The sequence below is a fragment of the Amycolatopsis sp. AA4 genome, assembly GCF_002796545.1.
In the GTDB taxonomy this organism is placed as follows: domain Bacteria; phylum Actinomycetota; class Actinomycetes; order Mycobacteriales; family Pseudonocardiaceae; genus Amycolatopsis.
The window spans coordinates 8,580,963-8,601,750 of record NZ_CP024894.1; the positions used below are offsets into that span (position 1 = coordinate 8,580,963).

General features: G+C 70.6%; 18 protein-coding genes. 9 read left to right on the forward strand and 9 right to left on the reverse strand.

Features of this window, described 5'->3' with window-relative positions:
* Window positions 1-41: 41 nt before the first annotated feature.
* Entirely contained in the window at window positions 42-521 is a 480-nt protein-coding gene (locus CU254_RS39780; RefSeq protein WP_009085679.1) for a DUF6474 family protein, read from the reverse strand.
* 106 nt (window positions 522-627) lie between these two features.
* On the opposite strand from CU254_RS39780, the gene CU254_RS39785 reads away from it, so the two are divergent.
* From CU254_RS39785 to CU254_RS39795, 3 genes are all read left to right on the forward strand, one after another.
* On the forward strand, window positions 628-2,274 hold the full coding sequence (locus tag CU254_RS39785) for a TM0106 family RecB-like putative nuclease (protein ID WP_037718933.1): 1,647 nt from the start codon (window positions 628-630) through the stop codon (window positions 2,272-2,274).
* Between the two features lie 88 nt (window positions 2,275-2,362).
* Entirely contained in the window at window positions 2,363-2,998 is a 636-nt protein-coding gene (locus tag CU254_RS39790) for a PadR family transcriptional regulator (protein ID WP_037718936.1), read from the forward strand.
* A 158-nt stretch (window positions 2,999-3,156) separates the two neighbouring features.
* The gene (locus CU254_RS39795) at window positions 3,157-3,837 is read left to right on the forward strand and encodes a class I SAM-dependent methyltransferase (RefSeq protein ID WP_009085684.1); all 681 of its coding nucleotides are present in this window, start codon (window positions 3,157-3,159) and stop codon (window positions 3,835-3,837) included.
* Window positions 3,838-3,889: 52 nt separating this feature from the next.
* Here the strand turns inward: CU254_RS39795 and CU254_RS39800 are convergent, their stop codons facing one another.
* Complete coding sequence (locus CU254_RS39800; protein WP_037718939.1) at window positions 3,890-4,648, reverse strand: SDR family NAD(P)-dependent oxidoreductase; 759 nt, start codon at window positions 4,646-4,648, stop codon at window positions 3,890-3,892.
* A gap of 173 nt (window positions 4,649-4,821) precedes the next feature.
* On the opposite strand from CU254_RS39800, the gene CU254_RS39805 reads away from it, so the two are divergent.
* Together CU254_RS39805 and CU254_RS39810 are read left to right on the forward strand one after the other, a co-directional pair.
* A complete protein-coding gene (locus CU254_RS39805) occupies window positions 4,822-6,129 on the forward strand; it encodes a UDP-glucose/GDP-mannose dehydrogenase family protein (protein ID WP_009085688.1) in 1,308 nt (435 codons plus the stop codon).
* A 136-nt stretch (window positions 6,130-6,265) separates the two neighbouring features.
* Window positions 6,266-6,646: a VOC family protein gene (locus tag CU254_RS39810; RefSeq protein WP_199786437.1), complete on the forward strand. Its 381-nt coding sequence runs from the start codon at window positions 6,266-6,268 to the stop codon at window positions 6,644-6,646.
* Window positions 6,647-6,673: 27 nt separating this feature from the next.
* Here CU254_RS39810 and CU254_RS39815 read toward each other — a convergent pair whose 3' ends face one another.
* Genes CU254_RS39815 through CU254_RS39830 form a run of 4 tightly spaced genes read right to left on the reverse strand, consistent with a single transcriptional unit; the run spans window position 6,674 to window position 10,008 of the window.
* A complete protein-coding gene (locus CU254_RS39815) occupies window positions 6,674-7,057 on the reverse strand; it encodes a hypothetical protein (protein WP_037718944.1) in 384 nt (127 codons plus the stop codon).
* Window positions 7,058-7,109: 52 nt separating this feature from the next.
* Window positions 7,110-8,003, reverse strand: coding sequence for a VOC family protein (locus CU254_RS39820; protein WP_009085693.1), 894 nt, complete (start codon window positions 8,001-8,003; stop codon window positions 7,110-7,112).
* On the reverse strand, window positions 7,996-8,520 hold the full coding sequence (locus tag CU254_RS39825) for an RNA polymerase sigma factor (RefSeq protein ID WP_009085696.1): 525 nt from the start codon (window positions 8,518-8,520) through the stop codon (window positions 7,996-7,998). Before CU254_RS39825 ends, CU254_RS39820 begins: the two co-directional genes overlap by 8 nt.
* A 45-nt stretch (window positions 8,521-8,565) precedes the next feature.
* The gene (locus tag CU254_RS39830; RefSeq protein WP_009085697.1) at window positions 8,566-10,008 is read right to left on the reverse strand and encodes an MFS transporter; all 1,443 of its coding nucleotides are present in this window, start codon (window positions 10,006-10,008) and stop codon (window positions 8,566-8,568) included.
* Window positions 10,009-10,111: 103 nt separating this feature from the next.
* Here CU254_RS39830 and CU254_RS39835 point away from each other — a divergent pair, with 103 nt between their 5' ends.
* From CU254_RS39835 to CU254_RS39845, 3 genes are all read left to right on the forward strand, one after another.
* The gene (locus tag CU254_RS39835; protein WP_037718946.1) at window positions 10,112-10,957 is read left to right on the forward strand and encodes a helix-turn-helix transcriptional regulator; all 846 of its coding nucleotides are present in this window, start codon (window positions 10,112-10,114) and stop codon (window positions 10,955-10,957) included.
* Between the two features lie 115 nt (window positions 10,958-11,072).
* Window positions 11,073-12,194, forward strand: coding sequence for a sensor histidine kinase (locus CU254_RS39840; RefSeq protein WP_100266996.1), 1,122 nt, complete (start codon window positions 11,073-11,075; stop codon window positions 12,192-12,194).
* Entirely contained in the window at window positions 12,191-12,868 is a 678-nt protein-coding gene (locus tag CU254_RS39845) for a response regulator transcription factor (protein WP_009085703.1), read from the forward strand. Before CU254_RS39840 ends, CU254_RS39845 begins: the two co-directional genes overlap by 4 nt.
* A gap of 80 nt (window positions 12,869-12,948) precedes the next feature.
* Here CU254_RS39845 and CU254_RS39850 read toward each other — a convergent pair whose 3' ends face one another.
* A complete protein-coding gene (locus CU254_RS39850) occupies window positions 12,949-14,514 on the reverse strand; it encodes an acyltransferase (RefSeq protein ID WP_009085706.1) in 1,566 nt (521 codons plus the stop codon).
* A 193-nt stretch (window positions 14,515-14,707) separates the two neighbouring features.
* Between CU254_RS39850 and CU254_RS39855 the strand changes: the two genes are divergently transcribed.
* A complete protein-coding gene (locus CU254_RS39855) occupies window positions 14,708-15,859 on the forward strand; it encodes a hypothetical protein (RefSeq protein WP_009085707.1) in 1,152 nt (383 codons plus the stop codon).
* A gap of 21 nt (window positions 15,860-15,880) precedes the next feature.
* Here CU254_RS39855 and CU254_RS39860 read toward each other — a convergent pair whose 3' ends face one another.
* Together CU254_RS39860 and CU254_RS39865 are read right to left on the reverse strand one after the other, a co-directional pair.
* On the reverse strand, window positions 15,881-19,555 hold the full coding sequence (locus tag CU254_RS39860; RefSeq protein ID WP_009085709.1) for an FkbM family methyltransferase: 3,675 nt from the start codon (window positions 19,553-19,555) through the stop codon (window positions 15,881-15,883).
* Window positions 19,548-20,729 carry a hypothetical protein gene (locus CU254_RS39865; RefSeq protein ID WP_009085711.1) on the reverse strand — a complete coding sequence of 394 codons (1,182 nt, stop codon included), beginning with the start codon at window positions 20,727-20,729 and terminating at the stop codon, window positions 19,548-19,550. The genes CU254_RS39860 and CU254_RS39865 overlap by 8 nt, the downstream gene beginning before the upstream one ends.
* Window positions 20,730-20,788 lie beyond the last annotated feature (59 nt).

Below are 20,788 nucleotides of genomic sequence, written 5' to 3' on the forward strand. Positions count from 1 at the left end.
AAGGGCCCCTTGAGTTCGCTCAAGGGGCCCTTCGCCGTTGTTCAGATGCCCAACCGGTGCAGCAGCTGCTCTTCCAGCCGGTCGAGTTCGCCGGTCACCGCTCGGTGCGCGGCCTTGCGCCGAGCCGCGGGCATGCGCTCGGCGGCGCGCACCGTGGCCGACAGCTGCTCCAGCGTCGACTGCGTTTCGAGCGCGAACTTCTGGTCCGCTTCGGTCGCCTTCGCCGACTTCTTCAGCTCGCCGAGCCCCTGCACGAGACCCGCGATCCGGGCGTGCAGCGCCGCGCCGCGGCCGGTGTACTCGCCGAGCTGATCGACGGCCACGCCCAGCTTGCGGGCCTGGTAGCGGTCGTATGCCTCCCGCGCCGCGCCCGCCGCGCGGACCGCGTACGGCGCGAGCACCGGCAGCACCGCCGGTCCGAGCACCTTGGCCACCGCGACCGCGTTCTTCGCCTTCTTCGGGGTGATCCGGGCTTCACCCTCGTCCTGCTTGGCCTTGTCTTGCTTGGCCTTGCGCGCCATGGCCGTTACCTCCCACGCCTTCTCCGGATGAACTTACTGGTCCCCGACCTGACGGGCATGTCGGCTCGCGCGGGGAATGTCGTACCCACGATCTATTGTGATCGCTATGGGAGACGAGGTGTTGCTCGACGCGGGAGCAGTGAGTCGTTGCCGCCGCCGGGTGCACCTGGAACACGACCCGGCGATGCGCGACGTGCCGCTGCCGCCGCCGGATCCGACCGCGCAGCAGCGGATCGACGACGCGACCGCGCACCGCGAGGAAATCCTCGAACAGCTGGTCGCGGCCTCGGGGCCGGACGCCACCTGGGCGCGAGTGCCGCGCACGGCGCCCGCGGGCGAGCGGGTGCGGCTCACCGAGCAGGCGTTCGCCGATGCCACGCAGTACATCTGGGGCGCGTTGCTGCCTCCCGATCCGGCGGGGCACCGGCGCGGCGGCATCGACCTGCTCGTGCGCGTCGGCGACGGTTACGTGCCGGTGCTGGTGGTCCGGCACCGGATCACCGATCGCGGGCAGGGCGCGCCCACCACCGCGATGACGGAGCTGGACCCGGCGCGCCGTTCGCCGGACGAGCTGCGCAAGGTGCGCTCGCAGCCGCGGGACCAGCTGCGGCTCGCGCATCTGCGGCGAATGCTGGAGACGTACGGAAAGGCGGCCGGCGGAGGCGCGGTCGGCGGGGTGATCGGCCTCGACGCCGATGTCGTCGTCTGGCACGACCTCACCGCGGGCACGTGGCCGGGCGGTCGCAGCGCGCTGGACGAATACGACGCGCGCTTCGCGGACCGGCTCGCGGTGGCGACCGCGGCCGCCACCGGAGCCGAGGCGCTGGCCGCGCCTTCCCGCGTGCTCGAATGCCGCCGGTGTCCCTTCTGGACGACGTGCGAGGTCGTGCTCACCGAGACGCGGGACGTGAGCCTGGTGGTGCGCGGCGAGGACGCGGGCGAGCTGCGCCGCGTCGGAGTGTCCACTGTGGACAAGCTGGCCGCGCTGGACCCGGCGGCCGAACCGCCGCCGATGAACTGGACCGGCGGCACGTTCTCGGACGCGATCATGCTGGCCAGGGCGTGGCTGGCGGACCTGACGGTGGTGCGCCGCACGCCGGAGGTCGAGGTGCCGCGCGCGGACGTCGAGGTCGACGTGGACATGGAGAGTTTCGGCGATTCCGGGGCTTATCTGTGGGGCACGCTGCTGTCCGGAGCGGACATCGGCGTGCCGCGGGGGTACCGGGCGTTCGCGACCTGGGAGCCATTGCCGACGGTGGACGAGGCCCGGTCGTTCGCCGAGTTCTGGACCTGGTTCACCGACGTGCGGGAGCGGACTCTCGCCGCCGGGCTGACTTTCCGGGCGTACTGCTACAACGCGCTCGCGGAGAACCGGTGGCTTTTCGGGTCCGTCGAGCGGTTCGGGGACTACCCCGGGATACCGGACAAGCGGACCGTGCAGTCCTTTGTGGACTCTGACGAATGGGTGGATCTGTTCCGCAGCGTCACGGATCAGTTTCTGTGCTCGCGGGGCAAGGGCCTGAAGGTGATCGCGCCGGTCGCCGGGTTCGCCTGGCGGGATCCGGAAGCCGGCGGCGAGGCCTCGATGCGGTGGTATCGCGACGCGGTCGGCATGGACGGCGAGGTCCCGGACGACGACCAGCGCGAGCGGCTGCTGCGCTACAACGAGGACGACGTGCTGGCGACCAAGGCCCTGCGGGAGTGGATGAGCGGGCGGGCCCAGGACGAGGTCCCGTACATGCTGGACCTCTGACCGCCCAGTCTCCTTCTGGTGCTCGTTGCCGCCCGACGCGCTCTCGCCTATACTCGTCGGCGAGTACTCGCTGACGAGGAGGTCGGGTGTGAAACGGCGCAAGGTGTCCAATTTGCTGGGCCTCGCCGTGCTGTCCACGTTGTGCGAGCGCCCGATGCACCCGTACGAAGCCGCCGCTCTCCTGCGGGAACGCGGCAAAGAGGGCGACCTGAAGATCAAGTGGGGCTCGTTCTACACCGTGGTCGGCAATCTCGAAAAGCACGGCTTCGTCGAGGCGGTGGAAAGCGTGCGGGAGGGGGCCCGGCCGGAGCGGACCGTCTATCGGATCACCGAAGCCGGCCAGGCCGAAATGGAGGACTGGATCGCCGAACTGCTCGGCGAGCCCGACCCGGAGCCGACCCGGTTCCACACCGGGCTGTCCGTGATGCTCAGCCTGGGGCCGGACGCGGTCGACCGGCGGCTGGCACAGCGAGTCGGCGAACTCGAGCAGATGATCGCCGACCGCGAGGAGTCGCTGGCGAAAATGCGGACCGAGATGTCCCGGCTGTTCCTGGTGGAGAGCGAATACCAGGTGGCGATGTGGCGCGCGGAGGCCGAATGGGTCCGCGGGCTGCGCGAGGAGCTGGCCTCCGGGGCGATCCCGGGGGTCCAGGAATGGCGGCACTACCGGGAAACCGGGGAGCTGCCCGACCTGACCGCCTTCGTCCCGGACGAGGGCGAATAAAGAGGTCCCGGAGGAGGTGCTGGCACACCGCCGCCGGGACCGGGAACCGTCGAACCGGAAACCGCGAGTGCGGAACCCTGTCCTCAGGCTGCGTCGACAGGATACGGGGCACCCCTCGCGCGGCACTGGTTCGGTCTCAACCGAACAGGGAGAAACACATGGGGAACACCCAGGTCAAACGCCATCGCCGGAAGCTGCTGCCGGAGATGGAGGGACCGGTCGCCCGGGCGTACGCGCGGGGGCGGGGCACCGAACCGCAGCTGGTGCAGTACCGCGAAAACGCCGAAATGCTGGCCTCGGAGCTGGCCGAGGGCGCGGACGTGCTCGAGATCGCGCCGGGTCCGGGCTTTTTCGCCGTGGAGCTGGCCCGCACCGGACGGTGCGCGGTGACCGGGCTGGACGTCAGCCGGACGTTCGTCCAGTTGGCCAAGGAGTACGCGCGGGAGCAGGGCGTCGAGGTGGACTTCCGCCGCGGCGACGTGGCGGCGATGCCGTTCGCGGACGGCTCGTTCGACTTCCTGATCTGCCAGGCGGCGTTCAAGAACTTCGCCGACCCGGTGGACGCGCTCGACGAGATGCACCGGGTGCTGCGGCCGGGCGGCGTCGCGCTGGTGCAGGACCTGAACAAGAGCACCACGGACGCGCAGCTGGACGCCGAGGTGGCGCGGATGGATCTCGGCCCGGTGGCCGCGTTCACCACCGTTCGCACGCTCCGCGGGCTGCGGCGGCGGGCCTACACGCCGGAGCAGTTCAGCGCGACGGTCGCGGAGAGCAAGTTCCGCACCTGCGAGGTGACCCCGGACGGGATCGGCCTCGAGGTGCGGATGCGCAAGGAGTGACCGGACGAGCGGCGGTGCCGCCGAGGGGGCGGCACCACCGCTCGTCAGCGGGTCAGCGCGGGGCCATCCGCAGCGAGCCGTCCATGCGGACGACCTCGCCGTTCAGGTAATCGTGGTCGATCAGCGACAGGGCGAGCTGCGCGTACTCGTCCGGCCGCGCCAGCCGCTTCGGGAACGGCACCCCGGCAGCGAGCCCGGCGCGGAATTCGTCGCTGACGGTGGCGAGCATCGGGGTGTCGACGATGCCGGGGGCGATCGTCAGCACGCGGATGCCGTGCGAGGCGAGGTCGCGCGCGGCGGGCAGGGTCATCCCGACCACGCCGCCCTTGGACGACGCGTACGCCACCTGCCCGATCTGGCCGTCGAACGCGGCGACGGACGCGGTGTTGATGATGACGCCGCGCGCGTCGTCGGCCAGCGGCTCGGTCTTCGCGATCGCCTCGGAGGCGATGGTGACCACGTTGAAGGTGCCGATCAGGTTGATCTGGATGACCTTCGCGTACAGCCCGAGGTCGTGCCTGCCCTTCTTGGACAGGATGCGCGCGGACGGGCCGATGCCGGCGCAGTTGACCACCGTGCGCAGCGGTACGCCGGAGCCGGCCGCGGTGTCGACGGCGGCCTGCACCTGGTCCGGGTCGGTCACGTCGGCCTCGACGTAGGTGACGCCGTCGATCTGCTCGGCCTTCTCGATCGAAGGCGCGAGGTCGAGGGCGAACACTCGCGCGCCTTTCGCGGCCAGCGCCTTGGCGGTCGCGCCGCCGAGCCCGGACGCGCCACCCGTGACGAGCGCTGCGGTGTCGGTGATCTGCATCTTCAGCCTTCCTCCTGCTCTCCGGTGCCGCGGTGCACCTCCGCGCCCAGGTTAACGCTCGTTCGCACCGCTGCCGGAGTGTGTCGCCTCACCCGCTTCTCGTCGCGAGGAGTATTCGGCCGCGACCGCTTCCGTTAGCGCTGAGGTCAACTCCGGCTGTCACCTTCAGCGTCATGAGCTCAGCTCGGATCGTGGTGGTAGGGACGGGATACGTCGGATTGACCACGGGGGCTTGTCTCGCGAGCCTCGGGCACCGCGTCACCTGTGTGGACGTGGACGTGGCGAAAGTGCACCGGCTGTCGGCCGGGCGCGTGGACATCCTCGAACCAGGACTGGCCGAATTGGTCACCCGCGGACTGGCGAACGGGCGGCTGTCGTTCGTGGTCGGCGCGCGGGAAGCCGTCCGGAGCGCGGAGGGCGTGTTCCTCTGCGTGCCGACGCCGATGGGCGCGGGCGGGTCCGCGGATCTGCGCGCGGTGGAGGCGGTGACCGAGGAGATCGGCGACGTGCTGCCGGCCGGCTGCGCGCTGATCACGAAGTCGACGGTGCCGGTCGGCACCGCGAAACGGATCCAGGCGATGGTCGGCCGCACCGACGTTCCGGTGGTGTCCAACCCGGAGTTCCTGCGCGAAGGCACTGCGGTGCAAGACTTCCTGAACCCGGACCGGATCGTGGTCGGCTCGGATTCGCGCGCCGCGGCCGCGTGGGTCGGGCAGCTGTACGGCGATCTCGCCGCACCGGTCGTGGTCGCCGACGCGGCGAGCGCGGAACTGGTCAAGTACGCGGCGAACTGCTTCCTCGCGCTCAAACTGTCCTATGTGAACTCGATCGCCGAACTGTGCGAACGGCTCGGCGCGGACATCGACCTGGTCACCGAAGGCATGGGCTACGACCGCCGGATCGGCCGCACCTTCCTCAAACCCGGCCCGGGCTGGGGCGGTTCGTGCCTGCCCAAGGACACCAGCGCGCTGGTCAAGGTCGCCGAATCGGTGGATTACGACTTCCGCATGCTGACCTCGGCGATCGACGAGAACATCGCCCAGCGCGACCGCATCGTGGCGAAGATCGCCGGCGCCTGCGGCGGAACGCTGGCCGGCGCGCGGATCGGTGTGCTGGGCCTGGCGTTCAAAGCGGGCACGAACGATTTGCGCGATTCTCCCGCGCTGGCAGTGTCTTCGGTGCTGGGCGCGCTCGGCGCGGAGATCACCGCGTACGACCCGGCGGTTTCCGGCGGCATCGCGGGGATGACCGTCGTGGACGATCCGTACCAGGTCGCCAAGGACGCGGATGTCGTTGTGGTGCTTACCGAATGGGCCGAGTTCCGCAATCTCGACTGGGTGGCGATCGCGGACGCGATGGAAGGCGACGACGTCGTCGACACCCGCAATCTGCTCGACCCGGGGATGATTCTCGACGCGGGGCTGTCGTGGCAGGGCGTCGGCCGTCCGCGCGCGGCCCGGCGGCGGGTTCCGGTTTCCTGATTGGAGATCCGCTTCCGCTGAGCTATGCTTTCCGGCGGCATCGCGTGTCGGTCACCGGCTGGGTGAGGCATGGAGGTGCTGGGATGCCTTCTGGAGGCATTGCTTCGTGTCTGTTTCTCTTGAACTGAATCATCTGATGGTCCCGTCCCGGAACAACCGGGAATCCGCCGAATTCTTCGCGCACCTGCTGGGTTTCGAGATCGGCGAGGAATGGGGCCCGTTCCTCCCGGTCGAAACCAGCAACGGCGTGCGGCTCGACTTCGCCACGGTTCCGGACGCCGATCGCAAGCTGCAGCACTACTGTTTCCTCATCCCGGAGGACGACTTCGACGCGTTTTTCCTGCGGCTGAAGGAAACCGGGGTCGCCTATCACGCCGATCCGATGGGCAGGCAGGTCGGCGAGATCAACCACAACCACGGCGGCCGCGGCGTGTATTTCCTTGACCCGGGCGGAAACGGGATCGAGGTCATCACCCAGCCGTACGAGCCGGAGCGCAAACGGCCCGCCAGCTGGTAAGTCCATTGTAGACGGACGGCGGGCGGGTCACAGCGGAAGCGAGGCCCACCCGCCGCCCGCGGCCAGCAGGGTCCGCACGCTCTCCGCGTGATCGGAGAACGCGGCCAGGTCGGCGTGCAGCAGCGCGGCCCGCTCGGAATCGAGCGGGTCCGCGTCGTCGCGCCACAGTCCGAGCGTCCAGTTGGCGGCCAGCAGCATCGAGCGCACCAGCCCGGCGACCGCGGAATCCGGCTGGTCGTGCGCGGCGAGGATCTCGTCGCACGCGGCGAAGCACCGTTCGAGGCCGCGGACGGCTTCGGCGGGCGTGCCGTCCCAGTCCGGACCCGGCCAGGCGCACGAGCCCAGCGCGAGCCACAGCTGCCAACCGGCGGTCAGTTCGGCTTCGTCGCGGGGCGTCCAGTGCGCGGCCATCTGTCGAGTGTGCGCCCCGGCGGCCGGTTTGCCGCCGGGGTTTTGGCCGAGGTCACGTACGTGGCTGTTCCCACAACCAGAACTCGATCCCCTGGTCGTCGGCACAATCGGCCGTTCGGCCGTACGGCTGGTTCTCCACCTCTCCCGCCCGGCCGCCCTGGTCGCGCACCCGGCCGAGCGCGGCCTCGAGGTCGTCGACGGCGAACATGAGCTTCCATCCGGTCTGCAGTTCCGAGCCGCCCCACAGCCCGCCGGGCAGGCCGTGGCCCTCGATGCGCCACGCGGTCGGCAGGCTGCCCTGGCTGAACTGCCAGCCGAGCACCGCGCCGTAGAACGCCTTGGCCCGGCCGTCGTCGGGCACCTGGAAGGTGAAGTACCCGGCCTCGCCGTGCTGATACGTGCGCTCCGCGGGCGCCTTCGCGCGCGGCGCGGCCTGTGCGACCAGCCAACGCTGGCCGTACGGGTCCTTGATCGAGCCGCTCAGCCCGTAGCCGCGGTCCTCGACCGGACGCAGCAGTTCCGCGCCCAGCTCCACCGCCCGCCGCGCCGCGCCGCGGGGGTCCGGCACCTCGACGCGCACCATCGCGCCGCCTTCGGGAGCGACGACGTTGCCCATTTCCGGGAACTCCTCGGCGAGCATCAGCACGCTGCCGCCGATGTCCAGTTCGGCGTGCCCGACCCGGCCGTCGTCCATCACGATCGGCTCGGACCGGCGGCGCGCGCCGAAGACCTCGACGTAGAAGTCGAGCGCGGCCCGGGCGTCGGTCACGACCAAATACGGCGTGAGCGCGCCCGTTTCGACCTGCTGGGGCGTGGTTTCGGTGGTGGTCATCTCCGCTCCGTTCAGGATCAGGCGGCGGAGGTCGTCCCGCAGCTGCTCGGCGAAGGCCGGATCGGGGTCGGCCGGAGTCGGGGGCAGGGCGAGCGCGTCGAACGGTTCAGGCATCGCGTCCCTCCTTCTCCCGGTAGCTGCGGCGGAACGCGGTTTTGGCCCGCGTCAGCAACGCCTCCGTCGCGTGGATGGTCCGGCCCAGGTGCGCGGCGACGTCGCGCACCGGCAGGCCGTCGACGTACCGCAAGGTGAGCACCGCCCGATGCGAGACCGACAGCGATTCGAGGACCTGCCGTGCGCGCAGGGCGTCGAGTTGCTCGTCCCAGGGATCCTCGACGTCGTCTTCGGCGTCGTGCACGAGCCGCAGCCCGCGCTGTTCCCGTTCGGCGCGCCGCCAATGATCGGCCAGTTTGTGCCGGGCCACCCCGATCAGCCAGGGCGTGCTCACCGGCGGCGCGTGGTCCTTGCGGCAAGCGGCGACCGCGCCGAGGAACGTCTCCGACGTCAGTTCCTCGGCCAGCACGCGGTCCCCGCACCTCGCGAGCAGGTAGCCATAGACCTCCGGCAGGGCCTTTTCGTAAAGGCCGAGCAGCGCGAAGGCCGGGTCTGGCTGCACCCGAGGTTCCGTCACATCTCCACCGTCGTGCGGGAGCGAGGTTTTCCGTCGGTCGAATTCTCAGCGAGGATCGGGCAGTTTGCGAGCCAGGCCGCTCACCAGCAGCGCGAGCGCCGCCAGAATCCCGATGACCAGCACGAACGCGCCCTGGTATCCCAGCGCGCCCGGCCCGCTCAGGCTGGCGAACAGGCTGCCCAGCACCGCGACGCCCAACGCCAGCGACGTCTGCTGGGTCGTGGTCAGCACGCCGCCGCCGACCCCGGCCAGGTCGGCGGGCACTCGCGAAAGCACGACCCGGAACAGCGTGCTCATCGCGAGGCCGTTGCCGACGCCGATCAGCACCATGGCCGGGGCCAGCTGCCAGATCGACAGGTCCGGCCAGTCCGCCAGCGCAGTGCCGGCGAGCGCGATCAGCCCGACGGCGAGGACCACCCCGCCGATCGGCACGACCTTGCGGCCGAACCGGGCGACGAGGTGACTGCTGACCAGCGAGGTCGTGAAGTACGCGACGGCCATCGGGGTCAGCGCCAGCCCGGCCCCGAGCGGACCGAGGTGCAGGCCGTTCTGCAGGGTCACCGCGTAGACGAACATGAACGAACCGAAGGTGCAGAAGAACGGCACCGCGACGGTCAGGCCGTGCCGCACGCTCGCGGTGCGCAGCAGGGCGGGCGGCAGCAGCGGCGTGCCGCCCGCGGCCTCGAGCTTCCGTTCGACGCGGGCGAAGCCGTATGCCGCGAACGGGAAGACCACCAGCAGCGCGATGCTCCACCACGGCCAGCCGAGCGCGCGGCCCTCCATGATCGGGATCAGCAGTGACAGCAGCGAAACGGCCAGCAGCACGGTGCCCCAGCGGTCGACGCCGAGCGGGTTGCTCGCCCGGCTGTCCGGCACCGCACGGCGCGCGAGCAGCAGCCCGAAGATCCCGATCGGCACGTTGACCAGGAAGATCGGCCGCCAGCTGAGGTCCCACACGTTGGCCGCGACCAGCGCGCCGCCGAGCAGCTGCCCGACGACGGTGGCGATGCCGCCGGTCGCGCCGTAGAGGCCGATCGCCCGCGAGCGGCGTTCGCCCGTGGTCCCGGCCTGGATGATCGACAGCACCTGCGGCAGCAGCATCGCCGAAGCCGCGCCCTGTGCGACGCGGGCGATGACCAGCGTGGCGGCGTCCGGGGCGACGCCGCAGGCCAGCGAGGTGAGGGTGAACAGCGTCAGGCCGAGCAGGAAGAGCCTGCGGCGGCCGAAGGTGTCGCCGAGCCGTCCGCCGAGCACGAGCAGCACCGCGTACGCGATGCCGTAGCCCGCGACGACGAGTTCGAGCGTCGCGGTGGACGCGCGCAGGTCGGCATCGATGGTGGGCAGGGCGACGTTGACGATGAAGAAGTCGATGATCGGCAGTGCCGCCCCCAGCAGCACGGTGATCAAGCCGGCGGACGAGAGGCCCGTCCTCTCCGGCGTCCCGACGGCGGCGGTGGCCGTTGCCGGGGCGGTGGTGGTAGTCGTCATGAGTACTACGTTCCGCCGCGCGAGACCCTGGTACCAGGTGTGCTTTTATCCTGGTACTGGGACTACCTGGTAACAGGGTCGGAGCTGTGCTTACCTGGTATTCGTGACCAGTGGCATCGAAGACCGCCTCCGCCGGACCGAACTGGGAGAGTTCCTGCGCAACCGGCGCGGCCGCATCACGCCCGAGCAGGTCGGCCTGCCGATCGGCGGCCGCAGGCGCACGCCCGGGCTGCGCCGCGAGGAGGTCGCGCAGCTCGCCGGGGTCGGGGTCACCTGGTACACGTGGCTCGAACAGGGCCGCGACATCAACGCGTCCGAGCAGGTGCTCAGCGCGATCTCGCGCACCCTCCGGCTCGATCCGCACGAACACGTGCACCTGTTCACCCTCGCCGGCGCGCCGGAGCCGGTGACGGAGAAGAAGAACTGCTCCGCGATCACCCCGTCGATGCACGACATGATGGTCCAGCTGGAACCGTTCCCGGTCGCGGTCCGCAACGCGCGCTTCGACGTGCTCGGCCACAACGCCGGTTACGACTGGCTGATGGGCGGCGTCGACAAGATCCCGTACGAGGAACGCAACACGCTGGTCCAGTGCCTGCTCAATCCGGAGTGGAAAGAGCGGATGGTCGACTGGGAGCAGAACGTGCCCCGGATGGTCTCGTCCTTCCGCGCCGCGATGGCCGAGCACATGGGCGAACCCGGCTGGAAGTCGCTGGTCAAACGGCTCATGGCGGAGTCGCCGTGCTTCGCGGACCTGTGGAGCCAGCACGACGTGAACACCGAACAGGCCAAGAGCAAGCGCTACCTGCACCCGGAGGCGGGCCTGCTGACGTTCGACTTCACCTACCTCTACGCGGGCCGCCGCTCGGAAATCCGGATGTCGGTCTACACCCCGGCGAACGACGAGACGCTGGAGAAACTGCGCGAGTTCGTGCCCAAGACCCGGTAGCGCAAGCGGGGCACGCCGGCGGCTAATGCGGTCTCGACATACCGCGCCGCGCGTAGCCCCATCCCGCGCTTCCCGACGGACGCGCCCGGCCGCCTTCCCCGGTAGCTTTCGCTCCATGCACTACTGGTGGCGGGCCCAGAACCCGTGGTTCGGACGGGTGTTCCGGACCTTCGTGGTGCTCGCCTTCGTGCTCGGCGGTTCGAGCGCGTCCGGTCGCTGGCAGCACGCCCCGCACCCGCTGAGCCCGCTCGGAGCCGCGTGGCTGGCCGCGACCGTGCTCACCCTGCTGCTCGTCCACCGGTATCCACTGCCGCTGTTCGTGCTCACCGCGGCTTCGGCGTACGCGTACTACCTGTCGACCGAGCCCGGCGGCCCGGTGATCATCGTCCCCACCATCGCGCTCTTCGTGCTCACGCGCCGGCACGGGCCGGTGGTTGCCGGGAGTACCGGCGGAGCTGTCCTCGTGGCGGCGTACCTCGTCCACGTCCTCGTGGAGCAAACGTTTGCGGTCGGCGCTTGGGCGTTGTTCGCCGTGGTCTGGATGGCCGCCGTGATCGGCATCGCGACCGCGGTCCGGTTCCAGTTCGCGGCCGTCGCTGCCCGGCGCGAGCAGGCTGACGAGCACCGGCATCGGATGGCCGAGCAGGAGCGGCTGCGCATCGCGCGCGAGGTGCACGACGTTGTCGCGCACAGCCTCGCGATGATCAACGTCCAGGCGGGCGTCGCCGCGCACGTCGCGGATCGGCGGCCGGAGGAGGCGAAAGAGGCGCTGCTCAACATCAAAGCGGCCAGTGCGTCCGCGCTCAACGACCTCCGCGCGACGCTGGCCGTGCTGCGGTCTGGCGAGAACCGTGCGCCCGCGCCGAGCCTCGCGCAGGTCGACGAGTTGCTCGACCACGCGCGCGCCGCCGGGTTGGCCGTCGAGTTGCACGGCGAACCCGGCGAGCTGCCCGCGCCGGTGGACGGCGCGGCGTACCGGATCCTGCAGGAGTCGCTCACCAACGTGGTCCGGCATGCCGACGGGGCACAGCGCGTCGAGGTCCGCTTCGAGCGGAAGCCGGGCACGCTGGTCCTGACCGTGCGCGACGACGGACGCGGCACTGCTCAGCCGACGCCCGGCCACGGTCTGCGCGGCATGCGGGAACGGGCGACGGCGCTCGGTGGGAGTGTCGAAGCGAGCGTCACCGGACAGGGTTTCCAGGTGCGGGCGGAACTGCCCGTGGAGGGGGAGAAATGACCATCCGCGTCGTGCTGGCCGACGACCAGGCCCTGGTCCGCGCCGGATTCCGGCTGCTGCTCGACACCGAGGACGGGTTCGAGGTGGCCGGGGAGGCGAGCGACGGCGAGCAGGCCGTCGCGCAAGCCGTCGAGCACCGGCCGGACATCGTCGTGATGGACATCCGGATGCCCGGCACCGACGGCCTCGAAGCGACCCGCCGGATCACCTCGCACCCCGCCCTCGGCGGCGTGAAAGTGCTGGTCCTGACCACGTTCGACGTCGACGAGTACGTCTACGAGGCCCTCCGCGCCGGGGCCAGCGGCTTCCTGCTGAAGGACACCGAACCGGTCGAGCTCCTGCACGCGCTGCGCGTCGTCGCGGCGGGGGAGGCGCTGCTCGCCCCGACCGTCACGCGCCGGTTGATCGCCGAGATCGTCGGACGGCCGGAGCACCGGCGGATCGACACCTCGGCCGTGCGGGAGGTGACCGAACGCGAACGCGAGGTGCTGGCACTGGTCGCGGGCGGATTGTCGAACGACGAAATCGCCGCCCACCTGGTGATCTCCGCGGCGACCGCGCGCACGCACGTCAGCCGCATCATGACCAAGATCGGCGCTCGCGACCGCGCGCAGCTGGTGGTGCTCGCCTACGAATCCGGCCTGGTCACTCCCCGCCGCGGCTCGCACGAATGAGCTAAGCCGGGAGAGTGAGTTACGCCGTGTCGGTGAACGTCGTCCCACCCTCGCGCGCCTTACCGGAAGAGCATCACACCTCAGCGAGGGGTGTGGCGGAAGGAGTCCCGGTGGCGTGGGAGATCGTCCTGGTCGCCGCGCTGGGCCTGGTTTTCCTGGTCCGGCTGGTAGCGCAGCTCCGGCGGAGCTGACGGACGCCGGCGCGGCGGCATCGCCCGGCGGACCGGCGGTTCCGCGGTGCGGTCGACGGCCGATTCGGTCACCGGACGCGCCCGGTGCGCGCCGCCGTTCGCGCGAGGCGCCATCCCGCGCGGCGGGTCGGTGGGCGGCGGAGCGCCGTTCCTCGGCACCCGTCCGTTCGGCACCGGACGCGGCCGGGGCGCCGGACGACGCGGCGGTGCCGGTTCGGCGGGAATCCGCGGGATCTCCAGGGTGATCTCGCTGTCGGCGACCAGCTGAGTCGTTTCCCCGGGAGTCTCGACCGGCGGCTCCACCGGAGGTGCGGGCGTCTCCGGAGCGGGCGGAGGCGGCTTCGGCCGGTGCGACAACCGCCGCGCGAGCGAGTGGCTCGGCCGCTCCACGAACCGGTAGCTGAACTCGACCACGCCGAACACCGCCGGGATCACGATCAGCAGCGCGATCGGCAGCGGCACCGCCGGGCGCAGCAGCTGCAGCAGCACGAACGTGACCAGCATGTGCAGCAGGTAGATCGAGTAGCTGCGCTCGGACAGCATGGTCCAGATCTTGCGCTGCTTCAGCCGGTCCTCGGCGAACATGCCCATCAGGAAGCACGCGACCGCGAACGCCAGCGCAAGGTTGTACGAGCTGTCCACGCGGCCGACGTTGATCACGTCCGCCAGCACGTACAGCGACCACGCGCAGCCGCCGTAGAGCGCGCCGGTCCACAGCGGGATCTGCTTCTTGGTCGTCGCCCAGATGACCTGGCCGATGAGCATCGCGGGCAGGTACGAGACGTTCACCGCGAACAGCGACCACGACGGCCCGAACTGCGACCGGCTCATCATCACCACGAAAATGAACGTCAGCTCGACCGCGATCGCGAGCCACACCCACCGGCGCAGCAGCGGCAGCACCGCCATCAGCAGCAGGTAGAAGATGACCTCGACGATCATCGTCCAGGCCACCGGCACCAGCACGACCTGCGGGAAGATCAGGTAGTTGACCAGCGCGGTGTTGGTCAGCACGGTGAGCGGGTTCAGCGTCTGCGGCTGCCCGGTCGACGGCGGGTGCAGGTTCACCAGCAGCAGGAACGCGGTCAGCAGCACCACGAACAGCATCGGCGCGTACACCCGGATGAACCGGTTGAGCGCGAATCGCCCGGTACCCTGGCGCAGCGCGATCGGCGTCACGACGAAACCGCTGACCAGGAAGAAGAACGGCACCGCGATCTGCCCGATGCCCTGCTTCGACATGTGCATCGGACCGCTCGTGAGCGCCTCGATGAAGTCGACGTACGGGGCTTTGTCGTTCTTCGCGATGACCCAGGGATGGGCGATGTGGCTGTAGAAGACCAGCAGCGCGCCAAGGCCGCGCCCGATGTCGATGAAGACGATCCGGGTCTTCTCGGGCGGCGCGGACGACGCCTCGGCCAGGGCAGCGGAATTCGGCTCGGCCAGCGTGCTCACCCCCGTCTTCCGCTACCGACAACCTCGTGAAGGCTACCGCCTCGCACCCCCGGCCCGGACGTACTCCCCGCAATTGGCGGTAAGCGGGGGATTAGTCACAAAACCCGTTCTGGCCTCGGATAATGCGGTCGACAGGTACGATCAGGCCGGAATTCGTCCGGTTTGTGCGAGCTAGTTCAGGAGTTCGGAGAGCGTGCAGCAGCCCAGTCTCGACGGAGCCGTCGAGCGTCCGTCGACCCTGCGCGCCGCTTTCCGTCAAGCCGCCCCGGCGATCAGCCTCTACCTGGTGTTCCAGCTCGTCGCGTTCGGCGTGCTGTGGCTGATGAGCTGGAAGGCCGACGTGTCGCCCGGCCGGTTCATCGCCGATTTCGACGCCAACTGGTTCGTCTCGGTCGCGCAGCACGGCTACGACCAGCCGATCGCGATCGGCGTCGACGGGCTTCCGGTCGAGAACAATCTGGTGTTCTTCCCGCTGTACCCGGGGACGGTGGCGCTGCTGACGCTGGTCGGGATCCCGCCGCTGGCGGCCGGGATGACGATCTCGCTGCTGGCCGGATGCGCGGCTGCGTGGGGCCTGTTCGTGCTGGGCCGCGACCTGGCCGGACCGCGCGTGGGGCTGCTGGTCGCCGTGCTGTGGTCGATCGGGCCGGGGTCGACGGCACTGCATCTGGCGTATTCGGAAGCGCTGCTGATGGCGCTCGTGGCGTGGACGTTCGTCCTGCTCGCGCGGCGCGAATGGCTGGCCGCCGGCGGGCTGGCGGTGCTCGCCGGGCTGACCCGGGCGAGTTCCGGGGCGTTGATCGCCGCGGTCGGCATCGCCGCGCTCGTCGCGGTTTTCCAGCGCCGCGACGGCTGGCGGCCCTGGGTCGGCGGGCTGCTCGCGCCGCTCGGCCTGCTGGGCTACCTCGGCTACGTCTGGATCCAGACCGGCCGTCCGGACGGCTGGTTCTGGCTGCAGACCGCCTGGCGGATGCGCTTCGACTTCGGCGTCTTCACCTTTCTCCAGGTCCGCGACGGCCTGACCTCGGACGAAGCGAGCTGGATCACCGTGACCGCGCTCGTCGTGCTCGCCGCGGTGGTGCTGCAGTTCTGGACCTGGGCGACGCGGCTGCCGTTGCCGTGGCAGATCTACGGCACGCTGACGGTGGTGATCGCGCTGTGTTCCTCGAACTTTTTCCAGTCCCGCCCGCGGTTCCTGCTTCCGGCGTTCGTGCTGACCGTGCCGGTCGCGCTCCTGCTGGCCAAGCTGCCGAACCGGGTGCTGGCGGTGCTGCTATCGGTGATCGCGCTCGGAAGCGCTTGGTACGGCGCGTTCCTGCTGACCATCGCGCACGTGGCGCCCTGAGCCGCCACGTGCGCGATCAGGTCAGGGCGCGAGCCAGAGCGTGACGAATTCCTTCTCGTCCGCCTTGGCCGCGGCGATGATCGCCGAATCTTCGAGCACCTGGTCGGCCGGACCATCGTCGGTGACCACCTTCGGCGTGTAGCCGAGCGAGCGGTACCCGGCGAGCACGGCGGCCGGGTCGTCGCCCAGTTCGGCGATCGCGCCCGGGTCGAACTCGCACACGACGTGCGGCCGGTCGCGGCGCAGCACCTCGGCCAGCCCCGCCAGCGCGCGGTGGTCGCGGCCCTGCAGGTCGACCTTCACCAGGCTGATCCGCTGTTCGGTCACCTCGGGCACGGAATCCAGCCGCACCGCCGGGACCTCGACGCCGGAACCGTCCGTGGTGACGCGGTTGTCGCCGCTGTTGCCCGGGGTCGCCTGCGCCAGGTGCACGGTGCCGGGCTCGTCCCATGCGGCCGACTCGACCACGGTGACCAGCTCGCCCGCCGCCGGGGGCAGGTTGACCTCGACGTTGCGGCGCAGGTACGAGGCGTTGACCGGGTCGGCCTCCACCGCGATCACCCTGGTCACGTCCGGCGTGGCCCGCAGCAGCCGCAGCGTGTGGTAGCCGACGTGCGCGCCGATGTCGAGGAACGCGCCGTCCGCCAGCGACGCCATCAGCTCGGCCTCGCTGTCCTCCCAGGACCGGTGGAAGAGGATCCACGGGAGCATGACCTCGTCGACCGGCATCAGCAGCGCGCCGACGTCGCACTGGACGACGTCCGCCCCGCGCGGCACCGGAGCGTGCCGGAGCCGGGCGGCGTCCCGCATCGCGCTGACGTCGAGGGTCACCCGCTGAATGGCCTTCTCGTCGGCGTCGAGCCGTTCGTCGCGGCGCGCGAACATCTTGTGCACGGTCCCCGCCGCGGCTTCGACCTCCGCGCCGACGCCGTCGTAACCCTCGGCCAGCTTCGCCACGTCCGCTTCGAGATTGCGCAGCGCCAGTGCCGTTTCCGGAGCCTGCCGGCGCAACTCGTTGACCGTGCCGCGCAACGTTTCGAGCCGTTCGCCGAGCGTGCGCGTGGACAGCGCGGCCCGGCGCGATTCGTCGATGCTGCGTTCCAGGTTTTCGATCCGGTCCAGCAACCGCCGGTTGCTGTCCTCGGTCGCCGCGAGCAGCGCGCCCATCACGTGGCGCTGGTGCACGTCGTAGTGGTCGATCGCGCGCAGCACGGCCTTGCGCAGCGCGGGTGCGAGCGGCAGCCGTGACGGCGCGTCCGCTTCCGGCCGCCAGCGCAACGCTTCGGTCGCCTGCTGCAGCGGGCTGAGCGGGTGCTCCGGCGGCGGTGCCGCGGTGCGCTCCCGCTCCTGCCACTTCTGGTGCGCCTGCTCCAGCTCGTGCCGCATCCACTCGGCCGCGGCCGACATCGACCGCTCGCGCAGGACGACCTCCCGCGCGCGCTTGCCGCGGGCGGTCGCCTCGGCCGGGTCGTCGGCGATCTGAACCATCGCGGCCGCGGCGGCGTCGAGATCGGGATCCGCCCAGACGGCGTCGGCGTGGTACGGATAGTTGCCCTCGCCGACCGGCACCAGCCGGTACGGGATCGGCCAGCCGGTGGACGCGTCGAGGAACTCCGTGGTGCTGGAGTAGTCCGTCGAGATCACCGGCATCGCCCGCGCCATCGCCTCGGCGACGGTGAGCCCGAAGCCCTCGCTGCGGTGCAGCGAAACGTAAGCGGTGCTGGTCTCGTACAGCTCGTGCAGTTCGGCGACGCTGAGGTAGCGCTCGATCAGTTCGATCCGGTCGTCGCCGCGGACCACCGCGCGCAGCCGTTCGGCGGCCTGCGGGTGCAGCTTCGCGTTGATCGCCTTGACGGTGAGCCGGACGTCCTCGCGGCCCGGGAACGCCCGCTGGAACGCTTCGACGGCACCCCAAGGGTTTTTGCGCTCTGCGACGCTGTTGAAGTCGAACGCGAAGAGGAACCGCACGGGTTCGCCCTTTTCGCGCGCGGGCGGCGACGGCTCGCCCGGATCGCGCACCGGCACCGGGATCGTCTTGACCGGGATCGGCGAATGCTCGGCGAACGCGCAGCGGCAGAAGTCGCTGACCGTCCAGACCTCGTCGAGCATCCCGAACGCTTCGTGCTGCCACTGCGGGAAATCCTCGAGTTCCCACGCCCACAGCCCGATCCGGTAGCGCCCGGCGCCGACCTCGGGGTGGTTAGTCAGGATCGTGCGGGTCTGGTCCGCGTTCACCGCGAACACGCTGACCGGGAACCGCGGGTCGCCGACCGTCGCCGGCCGCTCGATGCCGGTCCGGTTCGAGACCGCCTTCTCCTCCAGCACCGTGGCCACCGGCACGCCGCCGGTCTCGATCGCCTCGAGCACGATCCGGCCCATCTCGCCGAGCCCCAGCTCAGCGGTCAGGTAGCCGAGCAGGTTCACGCCGAACTCGTCGTGCGGCGGACGGGTCGCGACCGGCTGCGCGGGCAGCGCCCACTCCGGCAGGCCAGCCTCGGAAACGCCGGACCCGGCGCACCAGTGCCGGAAAGCGTCGGCGTCGTCGCCGTAGGGGTGCGGGAACGCCATCTGCAGGTCGATCCGCGACGCCCAGATCGCGTGCGTCAGCCGGTTCAGCCCGGCCGCGGCCTGGCCCTGGTCCTCCGGGGTGGCGAGCCATTCGCGCAGCGCGAGCCCGCCGTCCTCGCCGTACGCGTGCGGCGGCGCGGGCTTCTTCTTGCGCTCGGCCTTGATCCAGCCCTCGCGGAACACGCGCCGCGCGAGCTTCGGCACCGGCGTGCCGTCCTGGAAGTCCTTGAAGCCGTACGGAATCGAGTCGAGCGACTCGGCGTACCCGGCTTCGCGCAGCTTCGTGCCGTACGAATCGCAGATGGCGCGAAGGTCGTCGTTGTGCGACAGCAGCACGCGCGGCTTGCGCGCGCAGTGGAAGCTGAGCAGCCACGGCTTCTCCGGCCGGTAACCGCTGAAGTGGAAGAACCGCAGCTTCGCGCCGCCTGCGGTCAGGGCGCCGTCCTCGTCGCGGCCGATGGGCCGCTCGTGGAGGTTCCAGTACGCGACGTCGAATCCGGGGTCGGTGACGACGTGGTGCCGGAACAGCGACGGCACCTGGTCGACCCAGCGCTGGTCGGTGAACAGCTGCTGCTCCGGCGCGACGATCGCGTCGTGGCGCAGCCTGCCCGCCCAGAAATCGAGGAACGGCCCGGCGCCGCGGCCGACGCCGATGAAGCCGAGGTTGAACATGCCCGTGCCCATGATCACCGCGTCGTCCGGCTCCAGGCCGTCCTGCGGCAACGGGGTCAGGAAATGCGGCGCGAGCACGATGTCGTGCTCCTTGGCCAGCTCGGCGACCTCGGGGATCGGCGCGAACAGCTCGATGTCCGGGTCGAGGTAGATCGCGGCCTCGGACTCTTTCAGCAGCTCGCGCAGCAGGTACGGCTTGACCGACGTGGCGAGTTCGGTGACCGAGTAGGCGGTCGCCATCCGCAGGTAGTCGTCCTCGTCGATGCCGAACGCGGCCGGGCCGACGACGGTGAGTCCGTCGCCGGCCCGTTCCGACTGGTCGCGCGGGGCGTCGATGACCGCGATGACGAAGCGGCCGCCCGGATGGTGCTCGAGGTAGGAACGGGCCAGCACGCGCGCGGCCGGCACGTAATTGCGGGCGACGATCGTGCAGGCGGCGGTCCCGGGCTCAGGCATCGGCGGTCAGCACCGTGAGCTGCTGGTTCAGCGCGGTGGTGAAGTCCGTCTTCGTCTGGTCGGCGACCTTGCCGGACACCTCGACGCGGACGATCACGTTCCCGTGCGAGTAGTGCCCGCGAGACTGGGCCGACTGGCCTTCCTTCGGGTCGATCGCGGTGGCGTAAACGCCGTTCGGCGCGGTGGTGTCGCGCTTGGCCCCGTTCGTGACCTGGACGTCCATCAGCTTCTCGGCCGCGGTCTTCGCCGCGGTCGGGCTGCTGGCCTGCGCCAGGAAGAGCGTGATCACGTTGCCGTCTTCGAGGTGGTACACGACGAACTTGACCTTGGACGAGCCCGCCGCCTGGTAGGCGCTCAGTTCCTGCGGGTTGAGGTACTTCAGGGTGTCGACCTGCGAGAACGACGTGACGTCGTCGTGCGTCTCGGCCTTGCCCGGCATGCTCGCGACGCCGAGCGGGTCCGGCGGCTTCGGCGCGGCCGAACTCTGCGAGTGCTGCGCGGTGGTCTGCTCGGTGCCGCCGCCTCCGCTGTCGCGGCCCCACAGCCAGTACGCGCCGAACGCGATGCCGGCCAGCACGATCACCGCGCCGACGATCGCGCCGATCTTCTTGCCGTTGCTCTTCTTCGGCTTGTCGGTGAAGTACTCCGGACCCTGGCGGACCCATTCGGAGTCGCCCCCGGACGGGCCGAGCGGCGGAAGATCGCCGCCGCCCCACGGCGGGGTCTGGTCGCTTTCGGCCGCGTTCCACGGCTGCTGCTGCGGGAAGCCCGCCGGCGGCGAGGCCGTGCCCTGCGGGAACCCGCCGGGCGGGGAGTAGTGCGCCTGCGGCTGGTGCTGCTGCGGCTGCACGACCTGGGTGCGCTCGGGACCGGCGTCCGCGGGCGGCTGCTGGGTCTGCCACGACTGCACGACCTGGGTGCGCTCGGCGCCGCCGTCCGCGGGCGGCTGCTGCGGGGCCTGCGGCTGCTGCTGCGGGAACCCGCCGGGCGGGCTGACCGGGGCGATCACCTGGGTCGAGTCCGCGCTCTGGCTCGGCGGCGGCGGAGCGGGCTGGTCCTGCTGGCCGACGGCCGAGGACAGCACCTGATCACGCCGGATGCGATAGTCGTCCGCGGACAGTCGCCCTGACGCGAGCTCCTCGTCCAGCCGGCGCAGCTCCTCCTGCCAGGACACCAGGGCCCCCCTTATCTGTCGGCATGGCGACGTTCAGTGCGTCGTCGCTACCCCATTGC